This window comes from Mycobacterium interjectum (genome assembly GCF_900078675.2).
GTDB classification, from domain to species: domain Bacteria; phylum Actinomycetota; class Actinomycetes; order Mycobacteriales; family Mycobacteriaceae; genus Mycobacterium; species Mycobacterium interjectum.
Map to the genome: position 1 here is coordinate 4,395,864 of NZ_LT546237.1, position 15,181 is coordinate 4,411,044.

15 protein-coding genes and 2 pseudogenes are annotated in these 15,181 nt (G+C 68.5%); 12 read left to right on the forward strand and 5 right to left on the reverse strand.

What is annotated here, in order from left to right; genetic code table 11:
- The first annotated feature begins 52 nt into the window (after nt 1-52).
- The 5 genes from BN4348_RS55805 (at nt 53) to BN4348_RS55825 (ending at nt 4,447) form a co-directional block, all read left to right on the forward strand.
- Nucleotides 53-913: a helix-turn-helix domain-containing protein gene (locus BN4348_RS55805; protein WP_066917236.1), complete on the forward strand. Its 861-nt coding sequence runs from the start codon at nt 53-55 to the stop codon at nt 911-913.
- Nucleotides 914-1,016: 103 nt separating this feature from the next.
- The gene (locus BN4348_RS61955) at nt 1,017-1,487 is read left to right on the forward strand and encodes a protein kinase domain-containing protein (RefSeq protein WP_084454651.1); all 471 of its coding nucleotides are present in this window, start codon (nt 1,017-1,019) and stop codon (nt 1,485-1,487) included.
- Between the two features lie 29 nt (nt 1,488-1,516).
- A complete protein-coding gene (locus BN4348_RS55815; RefSeq protein WP_084454653.1) occupies nt 1,517-2,905 on the forward strand; it encodes an MmgE/PrpD family protein in 1,389 nt (462 codons plus the stop codon).
- 56 nt (nt 2,906-2,961) lie between these two features.
- Nucleotides 2,962-3,726 carry a DUF2127 domain-containing protein gene (locus BN4348_RS55820; RefSeq protein WP_066917239.1) on the forward strand — a complete coding sequence of 255 codons (765 nt, stop codon included), beginning with the start codon at nt 2,962-2,964 and terminating at the stop codon, nt 3,724-3,726.
- On the forward strand, nt 3,650-4,447 hold the full coding sequence (locus BN4348_RS55825; RefSeq protein ID WP_066917240.1) for an SDR family oxidoreductase: 798 nt from the start codon (nt 3,650-3,652) through the stop codon (nt 4,445-4,447). Before BN4348_RS55820 ends, BN4348_RS55825 begins: the two co-directional genes overlap by 77 nt.
- Before the next feature lie 332 nt (nt 4,448-4,779).
- Here BN4348_RS55825 and BN4348_RS55830 read toward each other — a convergent pair whose 3' ends face one another.
- The gene (locus BN4348_RS55830; protein ID WP_066917241.1) at nt 4,780-5,385 is read right to left on the reverse strand and encodes a CGNR zinc finger domain-containing protein; all 606 of its coding nucleotides are present in this window, start codon (nt 5,383-5,385) and stop codon (nt 4,780-4,782) included.
- 85 nt (nt 5,386-5,470) lie between these two features.
- Here BN4348_RS55830 and BN4348_RS55835 point away from each other — a divergent pair, with 85 nt between their 5' ends.
- Together BN4348_RS55835 and BN4348_RS55840 are read left to right on the forward strand one after the other, a co-directional pair.
- On the forward strand, nt 5,471-6,163 hold the full coding sequence (locus tag BN4348_RS55835; protein WP_066917242.1) for an SDR family oxidoreductase: 693 nt from the start codon (nt 5,471-5,473) through the stop codon (nt 6,161-6,163).
- 242 nt (nt 6,164-6,405) lie between these two features.
- Nucleotides 6,406-6,858: an SRPBCC family protein gene (locus tag BN4348_RS55840; protein ID WP_066917243.1), complete on the forward strand. Its 453-nt coding sequence runs from the start codon at nt 6,406-6,408 to the stop codon at nt 6,856-6,858.
- Between the two features lie 122 nt (nt 6,859-6,980).
- Here the strand turns inward: BN4348_RS55840 and BN4348_RS55845 are convergent.
- From BN4348_RS55845 to BN4348_RS55855, 3 genes and pseudogenes are all read right to left on the reverse strand, one after another.
- Nucleotides 6,981-7,737: pseudogene (locus BN4348_RS55845) on the reverse strand (methyltransferase domain-containing protein).
- Nucleotides 7,738-7,852: 115 nt separating this feature from the next.
- A complete protein-coding gene (locus tag BN4348_RS55850) occupies nt 7,853-9,238 on the reverse strand; it encodes an adenylate/guanylate cyclase domain-containing protein (protein WP_066917244.1) in 1,386 nt (461 codons plus the stop codon).
- Nucleotides 9,239-9,280: 42 nt separating this feature from the next.
- Nucleotides 9,281-9,868, reverse strand: a complete 588-nt coding sequence (locus BN4348_RS55855; protein ID WP_066917245.1) for a TetR/AcrR family transcriptional regulator — start codon at nt 9,866-9,868, stop codon at nt 9,281-9,283.
- A gap of 107 nt (nt 9,869-9,975) precedes the next feature.
- Between BN4348_RS55855 and BN4348_RS55860 the strand changes: the two genes are divergently transcribed.
- Nucleotides 9,976-10,902 carry an oxygenase MpaB family protein gene (locus tag BN4348_RS55860; RefSeq protein ID WP_096866332.1) on the forward strand — a complete coding sequence of 309 codons (927 nt, stop codon included), beginning with the start codon at nt 9,976-9,978 and terminating at the stop codon, nt 10,900-10,902.
- Here BN4348_RS55860 and BN4348_RS55865 read toward each other — a convergent pair.
- Nucleotides 10,899-11,876, reverse strand: coding sequence for an amidohydrolase family protein (locus BN4348_RS55865; RefSeq protein ID WP_066917247.1), 978 nt, complete (start codon nt 11,874-11,876; stop codon nt 10,899-10,901). The genes BN4348_RS55860 and BN4348_RS55865 overlap by 4 nt on opposite strands.
- Before the next feature lie 91 nt (nt 11,877-11,967).
- Between BN4348_RS55865 and BN4348_RS55870 the strand changes: the two genes are divergently transcribed.
- From BN4348_RS55870 to BN4348_RS60195, 4 genes and pseudogenes are all read left to right on the forward strand, one after another.
- Nucleotides 11,968-12,891, forward strand: a complete 924-nt coding sequence (locus tag BN4348_RS55870; protein WP_066917248.1) for a LysR family transcriptional regulator — start codon at nt 11,968-11,970, stop codon at nt 12,889-12,891.
- A 31-nt stretch (nt 12,892-12,922) separates the two neighbouring features.
- Nucleotides 12,923-13,708, forward strand: coding sequence for an SDR family oxidoreductase (locus BN4348_RS55875; protein WP_066917249.1), 786 nt, complete (start codon nt 12,923-12,925; stop codon nt 13,706-13,708).
- Between the two features lie 111 nt (nt 13,709-13,819).
- The gene (locus tag BN4348_RS55880; RefSeq protein WP_066917250.1) at nt 13,820-14,908 is read left to right on the forward strand and encodes an acyl-CoA synthetase family protein; all 1,089 of its coding nucleotides are present in this window, start codon (nt 13,820-13,822) and stop codon (nt 14,906-14,908) included.
- Nucleotides 14,909-14,947: 39 nt separating this feature from the next.
- Nucleotides 14,948-15,181 (forward strand): annotated as a pseudogene (locus BN4348_RS60195) (aldehyde dehydrogenase); the annotation flags it as partial.

The following is a 15,181-nucleotide window of genomic DNA, read 5'->3' on the forward strand; positions in this document are numbered from 1 at the left end:
GCCGCGAAGGAGTCAAGCCATCCGCGGATCGTCGTCGGCGCCGACCGCCCGCGTGCTCGACGTTGTCGAGCTGCTGGCGCGGTCCGCACACGCCCGGCTGCGGTTCTCCGACATCGCGCGCGAGCTCGACCTCACCCAGGCGACCGCACACGCGATCCTGAAGACGCTGTGCGACCGCGGTTGGGCCAGCCGCGATCCCGTCGCGAAGACATTCACCCTGGGTCCCGCGCTCGCCGTGGTGGCCGCGCGGACGGACACCGCGCGCCCGCTCGCGCACGCTGCGCGTTCGGCGGCGCTGCGACTCGCCCGCGAAGTCGGCTACGCCGGGTCAGTAGTCGAGCGATTCGGTGATTCGTTGGTGGTCACGGCCTTCGAGGGTGACCCCGCAACGCAGCCGGCGGGCATTCCGGGCGACCGGATCCCCTACGCCCCGCCGTTCGGCGTCGCGCTCGCCGCCTGGGACACCGAGGAGGAACAACGGGCGTGGGTCCGCCGCGGCGCGGGTGACAACGGCGATCGGATCCGCCGCCTCGAACGCGTCTTGGAGCACACGCGGCGGCGTGGATACGACGTCGACTGGACGACGCCCGCACTGGCGCAGGCCGTCCAGGTCGTCGGCACGCTGGACAGCGACGAGATGCCGACTCCGGTGCGGCACATCCTGGCTCAGCTCCTCGTCGAGTTCAGCACCATCGGCTTCCTGTCCGACGACAATCCCGGTCGTCGCAAGCAACCCGTGGTCACCGTCGCCGCCCCGGTTTTCGACCATCGTGGGCAAGCCGCCCTGATGCTGGCGGTGCATCCGCTGTGTCCGCTCAGCGCTCGGCAGATCCGGATCATCGGGGAAAAGCTCACCAGCGAAACGGCGGCGATCGCGAAATCACAGCAGCCCACGGTGGATCGCGCCGGATAGGTTAGCCGTACGGATACGGGGGTGACCGTAGGGTGTTGAGGTGCTGACAAGCGGCGCGGTGGTGTGCGGGTACCGCATCGAGCGGGTGCTGGGCACCGGCGGCATGGGCACGGTGTATCTGGCCGTCGACCCGAGCCTGCCGCGCCAGACCGCGCTGAAGGTGCTCTCGTGCGCCGTGCACGTCATCGCTCAGGTCGCCAAGGCGCTCGACTTCGCCCACGCCCACAACGTGGTGCACCGCGACGTCAAACCGGGCAACTTGCTGCTGTCGGGCCCGATCGGTCCCGACGAGCGAGTCCTGTTGGGCGATTTCGGAATTGCCCGTGCCTTCGACGATGTCGGGCTGACCGGCGCCTACAGCCGCGTCGCAGCCAAAACCACTGCGGCGCAAGGCGCTTTGCCGGTGCCGGGCCTCCCCCAGAGCCGTTGCACCCGGGTCACGGGGTCCAACGGGCTGGTGCCCCGCTATTGGTGTCTGGCCGCGGCGGGGCGATACACCATCAAAACCGTTGCGCGGCAACTCGAGAGCGCACAACGGCAGATGGCGGCACCGTACCGGATTCTGACCGGGTAAGGACAAACACCATGGCGCATGACTACGTTGTGGACGATCTCGCCGGCTTTGTCGTCGGTGCGGGGCCGGCGGACCTCGGCGGTTCGCCACGCGCATTGCTGAAACGCAACGTGCTGGACAGCGTCGCCTGCGCCGTCGGTTCGCTGGACGGCGAGCTCATCGGCACGATCCGCGCGCACGCCGCCCAATTCAGCGGTGCCCCCACCGCCACATTGGTCGGCGGGGGCCGGGCATCGGTCGATCAGGCCGCGTTCTTCAACGCGGTGCTGGTGCGCTATCCCGATCTGCTGGACACCTACCTGACCGTGGGTGGGCTCTGCCATCCCGCGGACAACTTCGGCGCGGTCCTGGCCATGGCCGAGTACGTCGACGCCACCGGAGCGGATTTTCTGTTGGCCCTCGCGGTAGCCTACGAGGTCCAATGCCGGTTCAGCGCCCAGGTTCCGGTCATGGCACGCGGCCTCAATCACGCGTTGCAACTGGCGATGTCGGTCGCGGCCGGATCGGCGAAGCTGCTGGGGCTAGACGCCGAACAAACCGCCAGCGCCATCGCTGCGGCCGCTGCCGACAACGTTTCCCTGGCGGCCGTACACGCCGAGCCGGTGTCGAACTGGAAGGGCATTTCGCCCGCCATCACCGGCATGCGTGCGGTCTACACCACGATGCTGGCCGGCCGCGGCATCACCGGACCCAAGGCATTGTTCGACGGCCCGCAGGGACTGGCGCAGCTCTTCGATCAGCCCATCGACCTCCGCACCGCCGACCGGGCGCTCGCCTGCGTCGAGCAGACCTACCTCAAGCAGTACTGCTCGCTCATCCACGGCCAGGTCATCATCGACGCGATCCTGGCGCTTCGCGGCGACAACGACCTGCGTGGCGAAGACGTTGCGCGGGTCACCCTCGAGGTCTTCCAGGGGGCGTTCGACTTCGCCGGCGGGGGAGCCTACGGCGTCAAGGATCATCCGCTGACCAAGGAGCAGGCGGACTACAACCTGAAATACCTGAGCGCGGTGGCGCTGCTCGACGGTGGGGTCGGTCCCGAGCAGCTCGAGACCGAACGCGTGTTGCGCGGCGACGTTCAGGACCTGCTGGCTCGGGTCGATGTCAGCGCCGCCGCCGACCTGACCGCGGACTACCCGCAACGCACGGCGGCCCGCGTGCACCTGGTGACCCGCGACGGACGCGAATTCACCAGGGAACAAAGCGATTACGAGGGATCGCCCACTCGGCCCATGCCCTGGGAGCGTGTCGTCGACAAGTTCCGGTGGCTCGCCGAGCCCTTCTGCACAGACGCGCTGTGCAACGACATCATCGCCGCGGTCGACCACCTGGACGAGATAACCGTCTCCGAGTTGGCCGCCCTACTCGGCGCGGTCAGCCCCGCCGCCCAGCGCCCGCGCCGCAAGGCGCGTTTCTGACGGCCCGACTCGCGCGCCCCCTTGCATCGTTCGCCATCGGCATTCAATGATCTGCCATGGCGAAAGATCGCGACAAGAACCGATGGGAACTGGTCACCTGCGCCGTGGCGGGGCACGTCACGTACGCCCCGGACGAGGCAGCGCTCGCCGACCGGCTCAGCGGCACCACCGGGCTGGGCGAGGTCTGGCGCTGCCTGCGTTGCGCTGAATTCACCGTCGGTGAACCACACGGGCGCGGCCGCGCCGAGGACGCGCCGATGATCATGCGCGGCAAGGCCTTACGCCAGGCCATCATCATCCGCGCGCTCGCGGTGGAACGGCTGTTTCGTGCGCTGGTAATCGCGCTGGCGGCGTACGCCGTGTGGAAGTTCCGTGGCGCGCGGGGAGCCATCCAGGCCACCCTGGACCGTGACCTGCCGATCTTTCGCGCGGCGGGCTTCAAGGTCGATCAGATGACGATCGTGCACGAGCTGGAGAAGGCGCTCACCACCAAGCCGTCCACGCTGGCCCTGCTGACCGCGATGCTGATCGTCTATGCGCTGATCGAGGTCATCGAGGGCGTTGGCCTCTGGTTGCTGAAGCGCTGGGGCGAGTACTTCGCGGTGATCGCGACCTCGGTCTTCCTGCCGTTGGAAATCCATGACCTCGCCAAGGGCATCACGATGACCCGGGTGGTCACCTTCACGATCAACGTGGCCGCCGTGATCTACCTGCTGGTATCCAAACGGCTGTTCGGTTTGCGCGGTGGCCGCAAAGCCTACGACGAGGAGCGGCGGGGCGAGCAACTCCTCGACCTCGAGCGCGCCGCGGCCGCCGGCTGACGGGCATACTGCGGCACGAGGAGCGGAGGTTTTCCATGGGCACGTATGCGATCNCGGCAGGCTCGAGGGCGCCGTGCTGGCGGCCGGGCTGGGCCCGGGCCCGGGACGGGATCGGCCCCGCCAAATCGCTCAGGTCAACTACCTCGGGGTGGTCGAGCTGCTTGCCGCCTTGCGTCCCGCACTGGCGGCGGCCGAACGCGCCAAGGTCGTCGTCGTCTCCAGCAATTCCACGACGACGGTGCCGGCGGTACCCCGGCGGACCGTGCGGGCGCTGCTCGCGCACGACGCCGACAAGGCGCTGCGGTCCGTACGAATCTTCGGCCCGGCCGCGCCGACGATGATGTACGCGGCCTCGAAGATCGCCGTCGCCCGCTGGGTGCGGCGGCATGCGGTGCTGCCCGAGTGGGCCGGTTCGGGTGTGCGGCTCAACGCCATCGCGCCGGGCGCCATCATGACGCCCTTGCTCGAGGAGCAGCTGGCCGACCCCAGACAGGCCAAGGCGGTTCGGTCGTTCCCGGTCCCGGTCGGCGGCTTCGGCGACGCCCGGCAATTGGCCGATTGGATGTGCTTCATGTTGTCGGATTCCGCCGACTTCCTCTGCGGCAGCGTGCTGTTCGTCGATGGTGGCACCGACGCATACTTCCGCGCCGACGACTGGCCAAAGCCGGTGCCGGCGCGCCGGCTTTTCGGCTATCTTCGCCGGTTCAGGCACAGGGTGTGACGAGCCGGACGTTGCGCCACCAATGTGGGTGATGCCACAAGATCCCTTTTCGTGACGTTTACCGCGGCGCGGCGCGCCCGTAAAACGGCCGGGGTGCAATTCAATGAATCGGCGAACTGGCCGAACGGACAAGGGATTAGAACGTGTCAACACTGCAGGACCGGACGGGTCCGCGCCCCACCCACCGCGACATGGTCGCCCCGATTACGGCACGCGCGTGCAACGCCCTGCAGGCCGTGCTGAAAGGCGCTCGACGCCAAGGGGCTTCCGGCCCATGCATCATGCCCCGGGGCGCCGAGCGCTGCTGACGGCCCAGGCGCGGGTCGGGGGGCCTAGCCGCGCGCCGTGCGCTGGGCCGTGCTGTCGCGTTCGCGTCGCCGGGCCCGGGAAGCCCGCAGGTTGGCGGCGTTACCGCACGTCTTCACGTCGTGCCACACCCCGCTGTTGTTCTTCGAGCGGTCGTAGAACGTCGATGCGCATTGCGGGTTGTGGCATCGCTTGATCCGCCGCCAGGTGCCGTCCCGCTGGCTGAGCAAAACCTCTCCCCATAGCGCCGACGCCAGCCAGCGCCACCCCGCGCCGGCGGGTTCGAGCCGCACCTCACCCGCAGTCGACAGCGTCAGAGACGCCGGGACGGGGTCCGTGCCGCGCCCGGTCGGCGGTTGCCCGGCGACGAGCTGGGCAATCGTCTCGCGCAGCGCCCGCAGCTTGGACAGGTCCGCGCCGCCGAGCGGCGGCGGCTGCGCGTCCAGGCCGCGCGCGGCTGACCACGCCCGCACCGCGCCGGCCACCCAGTCGTCGGCGAGCGCGCTGTCGGTCAACAGGTCCGGCCCGTATCCCTCGATGCCCGCGGTGTTGAGGAAGTCCTGAACCAGGGCGAGACCGCCGGGGGCCGGGACGAGCTGGTACCGCTGTGACGCACACCATTGCGATGACATATCCAAAACATACTTGCATATGTCGGAAGCGTCAACTACCATGACAGATGCAAAGCACGTTTACTTACGTCAAGGAGTCAGGATCATGGTCAACATCAAGGGGTCAACGGTCGTCGTCACCGGCGGACAGCGCGGGCTGGGCAAGGCCATCGTGGAGGAGTTCTTGCGCCGGGGCGCGGCCAAGGTCTACGCCACGGCGCGGTCGCCCAAGCCCAGCGAGGACCCGCGGGTGGTCAGCGTCGCGCTGGACGTGACGAAGCCGGATTCGGTTGCCGCGCTGGCTGTTACGGCGACGGACGCAAACATCGTCGTCAACAACGCCGGCATCATCGGTGCGCACAATCTGCTCAGCAGCGACATCGAGGAAGTGCGGGCGGTGTTCGAGACGAATTACTTCGGCGCGCTTCGGGTTGCCCAGGCCTTCGCGCCGATCTTGGCCGACAACGGTGGCGGGGCGCTGGTCGACATCGCCTCGATCCTGTCCTGGGTGGCCGGGTTCGGCGGCTACGGCGACTCGAAGGCGGCGTTGTGGTCGGCAACCAACTCGTTGCGCATCGAGCTGGAAAAGCAGGGCACCCTGGTCACCGGCGTCCACCTGAGCTTTACCGAGACCGAGATGGCCTCCGGTTTCGACGTGCCCAAGAACGACCCGCGGCAGGTGGCGCGGCAGATCGCCGACGGCATCGAGCGCGGCGACGTCGAGGTGCTGGCCGATGACGACACCCGCTACATGAAGTCGGCGCTGTCCGGACCGGTCGAGGCGCTCCGGGTGGGCTAGCGGACCGGCCGACGTTAAATGGCCTGTCCGAAGGCAGATCCCCGTCTTGTGACGGTGGGTCAAGCAGGCCGTGGGGGCCTCACCCAAAAATGGGCTTGCTGCACTTCGGACAGGCCACCGGGGCGAACCCGGCAAGACCACCATGGCAGCCGGCCGGGGGCCGCTTCGACGGCCGAAGGTCCCCAACGCGCCCGCCGAAAGTCACATCCGCACCGGCCCGGCGGGCGTGTTTGGATAACCGCATGGAACCGGAACGCATCGTGAGCGCCACCCGCGTGATCTCGGCCAGCGCCGAACGGATCTTCGACCTGATCGCCGATCCCGCTCGGCAGCCGAGCTGGGACGGCAACAACAACCTCGCCTCGTCGCCTCCGGGGCAGCGCGTCCGGCAGGTCGGTGACGTCTTCAAGACGACGCTGACGAACGGCGCCGTGCGGGAGAACCACGTGGTGGAGTTCATCGAGGGCAGCATGATCGCGTGGCGCCCGGCGGAACCGAAAAAGCTGCCGCCCGGCCATCTCTGGCGCTGGGAGCTCGCCCCGATCAACGCCACCCTCACCAGCGTGACCCACACCTACGACTGGACGGCGCTGACCGACAGCACCCGCTTCGAGAGGGCCAGTTCGACGACAGCCGACATGCTGCGCGCATCGATCGACCGGCTCGCCACGCTGGCCCAGGCGAGCGAGGCCTGACGTGGCCGCTGCCACCGCCGGGCAACGACCGCGCGGCTTCGGGCTTCTTCCGGGTGGCGCCGCCGGAGTGGCTGCTACCGGTGCTGGCCCGCGGGCACCCGGCCATCAAGCGCGACTGAGACTCAGCCGTTCTTGCCGCGCACCCACTGAAACGTGCCGTAGTTCTTGACGCGCACGGTGGCGAACCCGTCGCTTTCCAGGATGTCGCCGATTTCGTCGTCGTCGAACACGTGCGCCCCGACGTTCGGCAGCTTTTGCCAGAACCGAGCGGCCCGCCCGACCGTAGGAACCATGATGGCCAGCCGGCCGCCGGGGCGCAGCACCCGCGCCATCTCGGCCAGCGCGGCCGCCGGATTCGGAACCAGCTGTAGCACAGCGGTCGAGATTACCGCGTCAACGGTGTTGTCGCGCAGCGGAAGTCGNCGGGCGACGTCGTACCGGGTCGGCCTTAACGAACCGGACCTGGGGGCCCGCCTAGTTACGCACGGCGCGGGCAAGAATGGGCTCGGAGATGTCGACGCCCAGCGCCAGCCCCTCGGGGCCGGCCGCGCGTGCCAGCGACGCGGTGACGTTGCCGGGACCCGAGCCGACGTCCAGCGCGACGCCGCCCTGGGGGATGTCCAACCACTCGAGGGGCAATGCCCACGCGCTGATCAGCCGGCGCGACAGGGCCTGGGCGTTGTCGTACAGCATCGACCCGATCGGTGAGGCCCATGCCGCCTGGATCGGGCCGGTGTTCTTCGGGACGGCGTCCTCGCCCGATCCGGCGCCGAGCAGATCCAGGTAGCCCTTGCTGACGTCCGGATCCGCCGGCGGATCGGCGAGGAGATCCAGCGCTCGGCGGAGCGCGGGCGGCAGCGAGACATGCACGTCGGTCACGCGTACTCCTTCAATCAAAAGCGAAGCTGTAGAACAACAGTCGAGGTTGCCACGAGCCAGAAACCAGCCTAGCCGAGCCGACGGGCGCGTCGACCGTCTCCAGATGTCGGGTTGGTTACCGCCTGACTGCGGCGCGCTCGCGAACCAGGGCGCAGAGTTGCCACCGCCCCGGCACGCCTTTGAGCTCGCTCTCCCCCCGGTCGGCGAACCGGTGGCGCGAGCCGGTGACGATGTCGCGCACCGTCGAGGAGACCAGCACCTCGCTGGCGTCGGCAAGCGCCGCCACCCGGGCACCGATGTGCACGGCCATGCCCGCGATGTCCTTCTTCAGGGCGCCGCGCACCTCGACCTCGCCGGCATGAACGCCCACCCGCACCTCGATGCCCAGCACCCGCACCGCGTCGACGATGTCGTCGGCGCACGCCAGCGCCGCGCTGGGGCTGGAGAAGGTGGCGACGAACCCGTCGCCGGCGGTGTTGACCTCCCGCCCGCCGAACCGCTGCAGCTCGTGCCGAATGATGGTGTCGTGGTTGTCGAGCAGGTCGCGCCAGCGGCCGTCGCCGAGTTCGGCGGCCCGTTCGGTGGAGCCGACGATGTCGGTGAACACGATCGTGGTCAGCAGGCGCTCGGCGTCGGAACCGCCCCGCATGCCGGTGATGAACTCTTCGATCTCGTCGAGCATCGGCGCGGTGTTGCCGACCCAGTACAGGGTGTCGTCGCCCGGTAGCTCCACGAAGCGCGATCCGGCGATGTTCTCGGCGAGGTATTGGCCGTGCGCGACCGGGGTGAACTCGGAGTCGGCGCGATGCAGGATCAGCGTCGGCGCGGTGATGCGCGGCAGCGTGTCGCGCACGTCCGCCTGCCGGATGGTCAAGATCATCGCGCGCGCCATGCTGGGCGAGGCGGCGCGGTTGCCGGCGGCGTCCCACCAGCCGCGGAAGGCGTCGTCGCGGGCGACGCTGGGCGCGATCATGCCGAGCATGTCGAAGCCCTGCTCGACGGCGTCCGGGTCGATCGCGACGGTGGTATACGGGTCGAGGTCCTCGACCTTGGAGCCCATCGGGTAGTCGGGCGCGTACAGGGTGCGGGCCGCGCCGTTGATGATCACCAGGCTGCTCACCCGTTCCGGGTACTCGGCCGCCAGCGTGAGCGCGGTCATCGAGGTGAACCCCGGAGCCACGATCGTGGCGCGCTCGCAGCCCACCGCATTCATGACCGAGACGACGTCTTTGGCCCAGAACTCCGGCCCGATCACGTCGGTCGAGGGGACGCGGGACGACAGCCCGATCCCGCGCTGGTCGAGCCGGATCACCCTGGCGAATGACGCCAGCCGTCGATGAAAGCGGTACATCGACGGCTCGGCGTCGACCGAGTCGATCGGAATCGAAGGCCCCGGCAGCAGCAGCAGGTCGATCGGTCCGTCGCCGAACACCTGGTAGGCGATGTCCGTGTCTCCGCAACTGGCGTAGCGGGTGCGTGGTGTCCCAGAAAATCCAGGCACGGGTATCAGGCTAATTCAGCGCACCGACAAGTCGAGCACTCGCTAGCGCCCGATGATCGGGACCAGGTAGCGCGCGGCGTAGTCGCGAACGGCCGCCCGGTCCGAGGTGTCGAGTCGGTCGGTGGGAAACACGATGATGCCCAGGGCGACGCGCAGCAGGATGTCGGCGATGTCGGCCAGGTCGGAATCGGGGACGTCCGCCCCGCAGCGCCGCAGGGTGTGCGCGATCCCGTCGGCGAATTGGCGAATCGGGAAGACGTCGGACCGGGAAAACATCCCCAACAGCTCGGGCTCGCTTTCGGCGATCCGCGAATAGAGCCGGGAGTCCTGGACCAGGCGGACCCCGAGCGCGAACGCCTCGATCACGGCCCGCTGTGGGTCACAGCCCGCGGTTGCCTGGTCGAGGGTTCGGAAGAAGAGTTCAGCCTCGCGGCGCACCACCTGCTCGAACAGGTCATCCTTGGTCGGAAAACGCCGGTAGATGGTGCTGCGGCTGATGCCGGCCCGGGCGGCGACGTCCTCGATGTTCGCCCGACGTACGCCGTAGGTCTCGAAGACCTCCCGCGCGGTATCCAAGATGGTGCGCTCGAGATCGGTCATTGCGCCGAGATCGAGGCTGTGGTTCGGCATGGATCAGGACCCCCACGGCAAGCGGCACGGCATCGTTTGATACAAAGATACGAGTTTGTTCCTCTGGTGCACAACTAGGTGCGCGCGCGGGCGGCGAGGAGATGGGGATGACGGCGCAACGGGATTTCGACACGGGCGTTCGCGAGGCGGTGCCCATGCCGCTGGACGACGAGGCTGCCCACGCTGCGCCCCGGCTGGGGCCCGAGTCGTTGATCTGGAAGTTCTACGGCGACCACCGCACCCAGTTCTTCGGATTCCAGCGCACGGCCGGGGTGGAGAACTGCATCGAGCAACTCGCCCAGGGCGTGTTGGATCACTCGGTGATTTTCAGCGACACGTTGGGCCGGGCCAAGCGGACCGCACCGCCGCTGATGAAGACCGTCTACTCCGACGACCCGCATGACTGGGGCCGCAAGGTCCGGGATTTCCACAAGCCGATCAAGGGCACCGTCAGCGACGGCTCCCGCTATCACGCGCTCAACCCGGAGTTGTTCTATTGGGCGCACGCCACGTTCGTCGACCAGGTCATCTACACGACCGACACGTTCATCCGCCGGCTGTCGCGGGCGGAAAAGGAGCTGATCTTCAACGAGGGCAAGGTCTGGTACGGCCTCTACGGCGTCAGCGACCGCGGGCAGCCGCAGACCTACGACGAGTTCGTCGCCTACTGGGACGAGATGCTCGAGCGGTTCGTCCCGCACAAGACCGTCCTGTACGGCACTGGCTACATCCGAAAAGGCATACCGGGCCCGCGCTGGATTCCCAAGCCGGTCTGGAAGATGCTGTCCGCTCCGCTGAACGCCTACACTCGCCTGGTCTTGGTGGGAACGCTGCCGCAGCAGATGCGCGAGGTGTGCCAGCTGGAATGGGATGCAAAGAGGGAGAAGCGATTCCAGCGGTTCGCCGCCGTGGTGCGCGCGCTCAATCCGCTCGTCAACCGGCTGCCGGTGGCGTTCATTTACCTGCCCTGGGCGGCCAAGGCCTGGCGCCGCGCGGGCGTCGACCCGCGCCGCCTCCACAACCACGCTGCTTAGCCGATGCGCAGCAGCCGTTCGGCGTTGCCGTGCGCGATCTTCTCCCGGTCGGCCGCGGACAGCGTCGTCCGCTCGAATCCCTCGACCGCCTCGCGCGAGGACTCGTAGGGATAGTCGACGGAGAACATCACCGCGTCGGCGCCGACCTCCAGCACCGCTCCCAGCATCACCGCCGGGGAGAACACCCCGCTGTTGGTGAAGACGATGTTGGTGCCGAGGTACGCCGAGGGCGCGCGCCGCAGCGGGGCGGCCGCGGAGATGGTGGCGTAGCGGGAGTCCAACCGGCTGCGCTGGAACGGCAAGAACTCGCCCATGTGGCCCAGGATCAGCGTCGCGCCCGGATGCCGGTCGAACACGCCGCCGAACAGCAGCCGCAACGCGTGGCCGCTCACCTCGGCGGCCCAACTCCAGGTCGCCCCGTAGAGTTCCGGACGGCCGTCAATGACGCTCCAGCGATCGGCCGGCGGCGACCCCGGGTGCAAATAGAGCGGCACGCCAAGGGATTCCACCGCGGACCACAGTTCGTCGTATGCGGGCGCGTCCAGGTAGCGCCCGCCCGGGCCGCTGATGCAGTCGTTGACCAGCGCCCCGCACAGCCCGTCCCGGTTGACCGCGCGCTCGAGTTCCCTGGCCGCTGCGGCGGGATCCTGCAGTGGCAGCGCGGCGAACCCGCGGAACCGATCCGGTTGTCGGGCAATGACTTTCGCCAGGTAGTCGTTGGCGAACCGCGCGTTGTGGCGGGCCCGCTCGGCGTCGAGCTCGACTTGCAGACCCGGCGACGTCAGCGAGAGCACTTGGATGTCGATGCCGGCCTCGTCCATCTCCGACAGGCGATATTCGGCGAAGTCGGGCAGCCGGCGTTCATACCGCTCGCCGAATTCGGGCCGCAACAGCTGCATCAGTTGCCGGTGGGCCGGCCGGAGTTCGGCCAACTCCGGAATGAAAAACGCTTCTTCCAAGGCGATGTAGCGCATCGGCCTTCCTCACTGTCGTCGGGGATGCCTTCTCCTTTCAACTCTGCGCCGCATCGGTCTATTTGTGAAATGAATAGCTAGTATCAACAGCATGCGCCGGACGCATATGGAGCGCGTCGACCTGAACCTGCTGCCGCCCCTGGTGGCGCTCCTCGAGGAGCGCCACGTCTCGCGCGCGGCCGACCGGGTGGCGCTCAGCCAGCCCGCGATGAGCCGGGCCCTGCAGAGGCTGCGACGGCACTTCGGTGACGAGCTGCTGGTCCGCGGGCCCGACGGGTACTCGCTGACCCCGCGCGCCCAGCGCATCCAGGCCCAGTTGGCGACCGTCGTCACCGAACTCAACCAGCTCTTCGCCGGCGAGACCTTCGACCCGGCCACCGCGGCCCCGTCGTTCCGGCTGGCGGTCAGCGACTACACCGCCGCGGCGTTCGGCCCCGAGCTCATCCGGCGGATCCTGACCGGATCGCCCAACGCGACGGTGACCTGTGAGCCCCTCGACGCGCGGGTGTTCGACAGGCTGGACGCCGGGACGACCGACCTGGTGATCCGCGGCCGCGCGGCACCCGACGGATACAGCAGCCGGCACCTGTTCACCGACCGGTTCGTCTGCGTCGTGGCCGCCGAGCACCCGCTCGCCGCGTGCGCTTCGGTGTCACTGGCGCAATACCTGCGGTGGCCGCATGTGAGCATCGATCTCGGCCAGCCCGGCCTCGATCAGGCCCTGGAGGCGCGCGACGTACGCCGTCGCGTCGCCGTCGTCGTGCCGTACCACGTCGTGGGCGCCGCCGTGCTGCCCGGCACCCAGCTGGTGCTGACCGTTCCGGCTCGACAGGTCGAGCAATTTGCCGGCTCGGCGCCCGTCCGCGTGCTCGGCGCGCCCGGCGAGCTGGGCGACGTGCAGTTCTACGCGGTTTGGCACCCGCGCGTCGACGAAGATCCGGCGCACCGCTGGCTTCGGCAGGTCGTCCACACCGTCGTCGGCTCTACCCAGCGGTCCCCAAAAGGACGAAAGTGAGACGGTACTGACTGGACGGAGGGGAGCGGCGATGCGGATGACGGGCAATACGGTGCTGGTGACCGGGGGCGGCAGCGGAATCGGGCGCGGCCTGGCCGAGGCGCTCCACCGGCTCGGCAACACGGTGGTCATCGCGGGCCGGCGGCGGGAGCCGCTGCAGGCCGTCGCCGACGCCAACCCGGGCATCCGGACACTGTCGCTGGATCAAGGCGACCCCGCCGACATCCGGCGGTTCGCCACCGAGGTGACCGACCACTACCGGGACCTCAACGTCCTCGTCAACAACGCCGGCGTCCAGCGCTTCGAGGACCTCACCACGACCGGCCCCAGCGTGGCGGAGCTGACCGTCGCGATCAATCTGCTGGGCCCGATCCGGCTCACGGCGGCGCTGCTGCCATCCCTGCTGAAGAAGCCGCGGGCGGCGATACTCAACGTCACGTCGGGCCTGGCCTTCGTGCCCAGCGCCGTCACGCCCACGTATTGCGCGACCAAAGCGGCGCTGCATTCCTACACCGAGTCGCTGCGTTTCCAGCTCCGCGGGACTGCGGTCCAGGTGATCGAAATCATTCCACCGCACGTGCAGACGGGGCTGCAGCGTGGGCGGGGGTTCGACTCCAGCGACCCCAGGGCGATGCCGTTGGACGAGTACATCGCCGAGACGATGAGCCTGTTGGAGACGGAACCGGAGGCCCACGAGATCGTCGTGGAGCGCGTCAAGCCCTTGCGGTTCGCCGAGCGCGACGGTCGCTACGACGAGGTCTACCCCGCCTTCAACGAGGCCATCACCGAAGCCCTTCGGCAGGCGCGCGACGGCTGAAACCGGTCGGCCACAAAGCGTTTCCCGCGACGTGGGGCAGCGTTCATCGCCCGTGTGCCCGGTGTCGCGCGCACCCGGTTGCGGGGCCGCCCCTGTGACAGGATCGTTGGCATGGGCGATTTTTCGCTGCTGGAGGTTCCCCGATCGGCTCCGCTGCAAGACCCCGAGGCCTATCTGGCCGCCGCGATGGCCTGGCACTTCGGCGCGGACACCGGTTCGTCGTTCTGGCTGCAGACCGCCCGGAATCTGGACTTCGACCCGTTGACCGATGTCAAAAGCTTCGCGGATCTTCGCCTGTTCCCCAACCTCGTCAACGCATTGCGCGATGTGCCGGTGGAGGACCTCGTTCCGCGCGGCTATGGGTCATCGCCACCGGTGCCCCAGGTATTCGAATCCGGCGGCACCACCGGGGCCCCGAAACGGACCGTGCAGATGCCGGACTGGATCGCGCAGGTGGTGCAGTGGCAAACCGAGGACTTCGCCACGGGCGGCTTTGTCCGCGGCCACGGCTTCCTGTGCCTGATGCCCGGCGGCCCACACGGCGTCGGTTACTTCTCCCGCTTGGTCTCCGGGCGGCTGGGCGCGGCCTTCCACGCGATCGACCTCGACCCCCGCTGGGTGAAAAAGCTCGCCGCGCGCAACGCGGCCGCCGAAGTGGCCGCCTATGTCGACCATGTCATCGACCAAGCCGTGTTCGTGCTCCAGACGCAGAACGTCGCCAATCTGCACACAACCCCGCCGCTGCTCGAGGCCATCGCCCGTAACGATCGCATGGTGGACCTGGTGAACGACAAGATCCGCTACCTGTTGCTCAGCGGTGCGCATGTGGACGCGGACACGCTCGATGTGCTTCGCGACATCTTCCCGACCACGACCATCACCATGGCCTTCGGCAGCACCATGGTGCTCTCCCAGGCGGTCACCCGAACCGCCGACGACGGCTCGTTCGTGTTCGACCCGCGGACACCGTATGTCGTGTTCTGGGTGGTCGATCCCGACACCGGCGAACGCGTGGCCTACGGGCAGCCGGGCCAGGTGGTGATGAACCATATCAGCAAGGGAATGTTCATCCCGAACAACCTGGAGCGCGATCTGGCCATCCGAACGCCCGGCCCGGCGGGTCAACTCAGCGATTCCGTCAGCGCGGTGCGGCCGGTCACCACCTTCGAGGGTGAGGCCGTCATCGAGGGCGTGTACTGAACCATGGGGCCCGAACAAGCCTTTCCCGCACCCGATTTGGTGCGCATCGACGCGCTCGGTCCGGGCGGCGATTACCGCACCCGCAACCGCGAAATCATCACGAGCACCGCGGGTGCTGCCGTTGCCGAGCTGAGCATTGTTCCGCCGCTGTATGTTTCGCGCACCATCGGGGCGCAGCGCAAGAGCCGGCCGCTGCCCGTCGCGGAGCGCGAAGCGGCGCTCGGCAAAGCGGCCGAGCTGTTCGCCACCGCCGCCATCGGCGGGCTCGACTTC

Coding starts and splice junctions, on each gene's coding strand:
- BN4348_RS55840 (WP_066917243.1), top strand. CDS start 6,406: ATGGAACCGGAACGCATCGTGAGCGCCACCCGCGTGATCTCGGCCAGC.
- BN4348_RS55870 (WP_066917248.1), top strand. CDS start 11,968: ATGCGCCGGACGCATATGGAGCGCGTCGACCTGAACCTGCTGCCGCCC.
- BN4348_RS55865 (WP_066917247.1), bottom strand. CDS start 11,876: ATGCGCTACATCGCCTTGGAAGAAGCGTTTTTCATTCCGGAGTTGGCC.
- BN4348_RS55835 (WP_066917242.1), top strand. CDS start 5,471: ATGGTCAACATCAAGGGGTCAACGGTCGTCGTCACCGGCGGACAGCGC.
- BN4348_RS55860 (WP_096866332.1), top strand. CDS start 9,976: ATGACGGCGCAACGGGATTTCGACACGGGCGTTCGCGAGGCGGTGCCC.
- BN4348_RS55855 (WP_066917245.1), bottom strand. CDS start 9,868: ATGCCGAACCACAGCCTCGATCTCGGCGCAATGACCGATCTCGAGCGC.
- BN4348_RS55820 (WP_066917239.1), top strand. CDS start 2,962: ATGGCGAAAGATCGCGACAAGAACCGATGGGAACTGGTCACCTGCGCC.
- BN4348_RS55880 (WP_066917250.1), top strand. CDS start 13,820: ATGGGCGATTTTTCGCTGCTGGAGGTTCCCCGATCGGCTCCGCTGCAA.
- BN4348_RS55830 (WP_066917241.1), bottom strand. CDS start 5,385: ATGTCATCGCAATGGTGTGCGTCACAGCGGTACCAGCTCGTCCCGGCC.
- BN4348_RS61955 (WP_084454651.1), top strand. CDS start 1,017: ATGGGCACGGTGTATCTGGCCGTCGACCCGAGCCTGCCGCGCCAGACC.
- BN4348_RS55875 (WP_066917249.1), top strand. CDS start 12,923: ATGCGGATGACGGGCAATACGGTGCTGGTGACCGGGGGCGGCAGCGGA.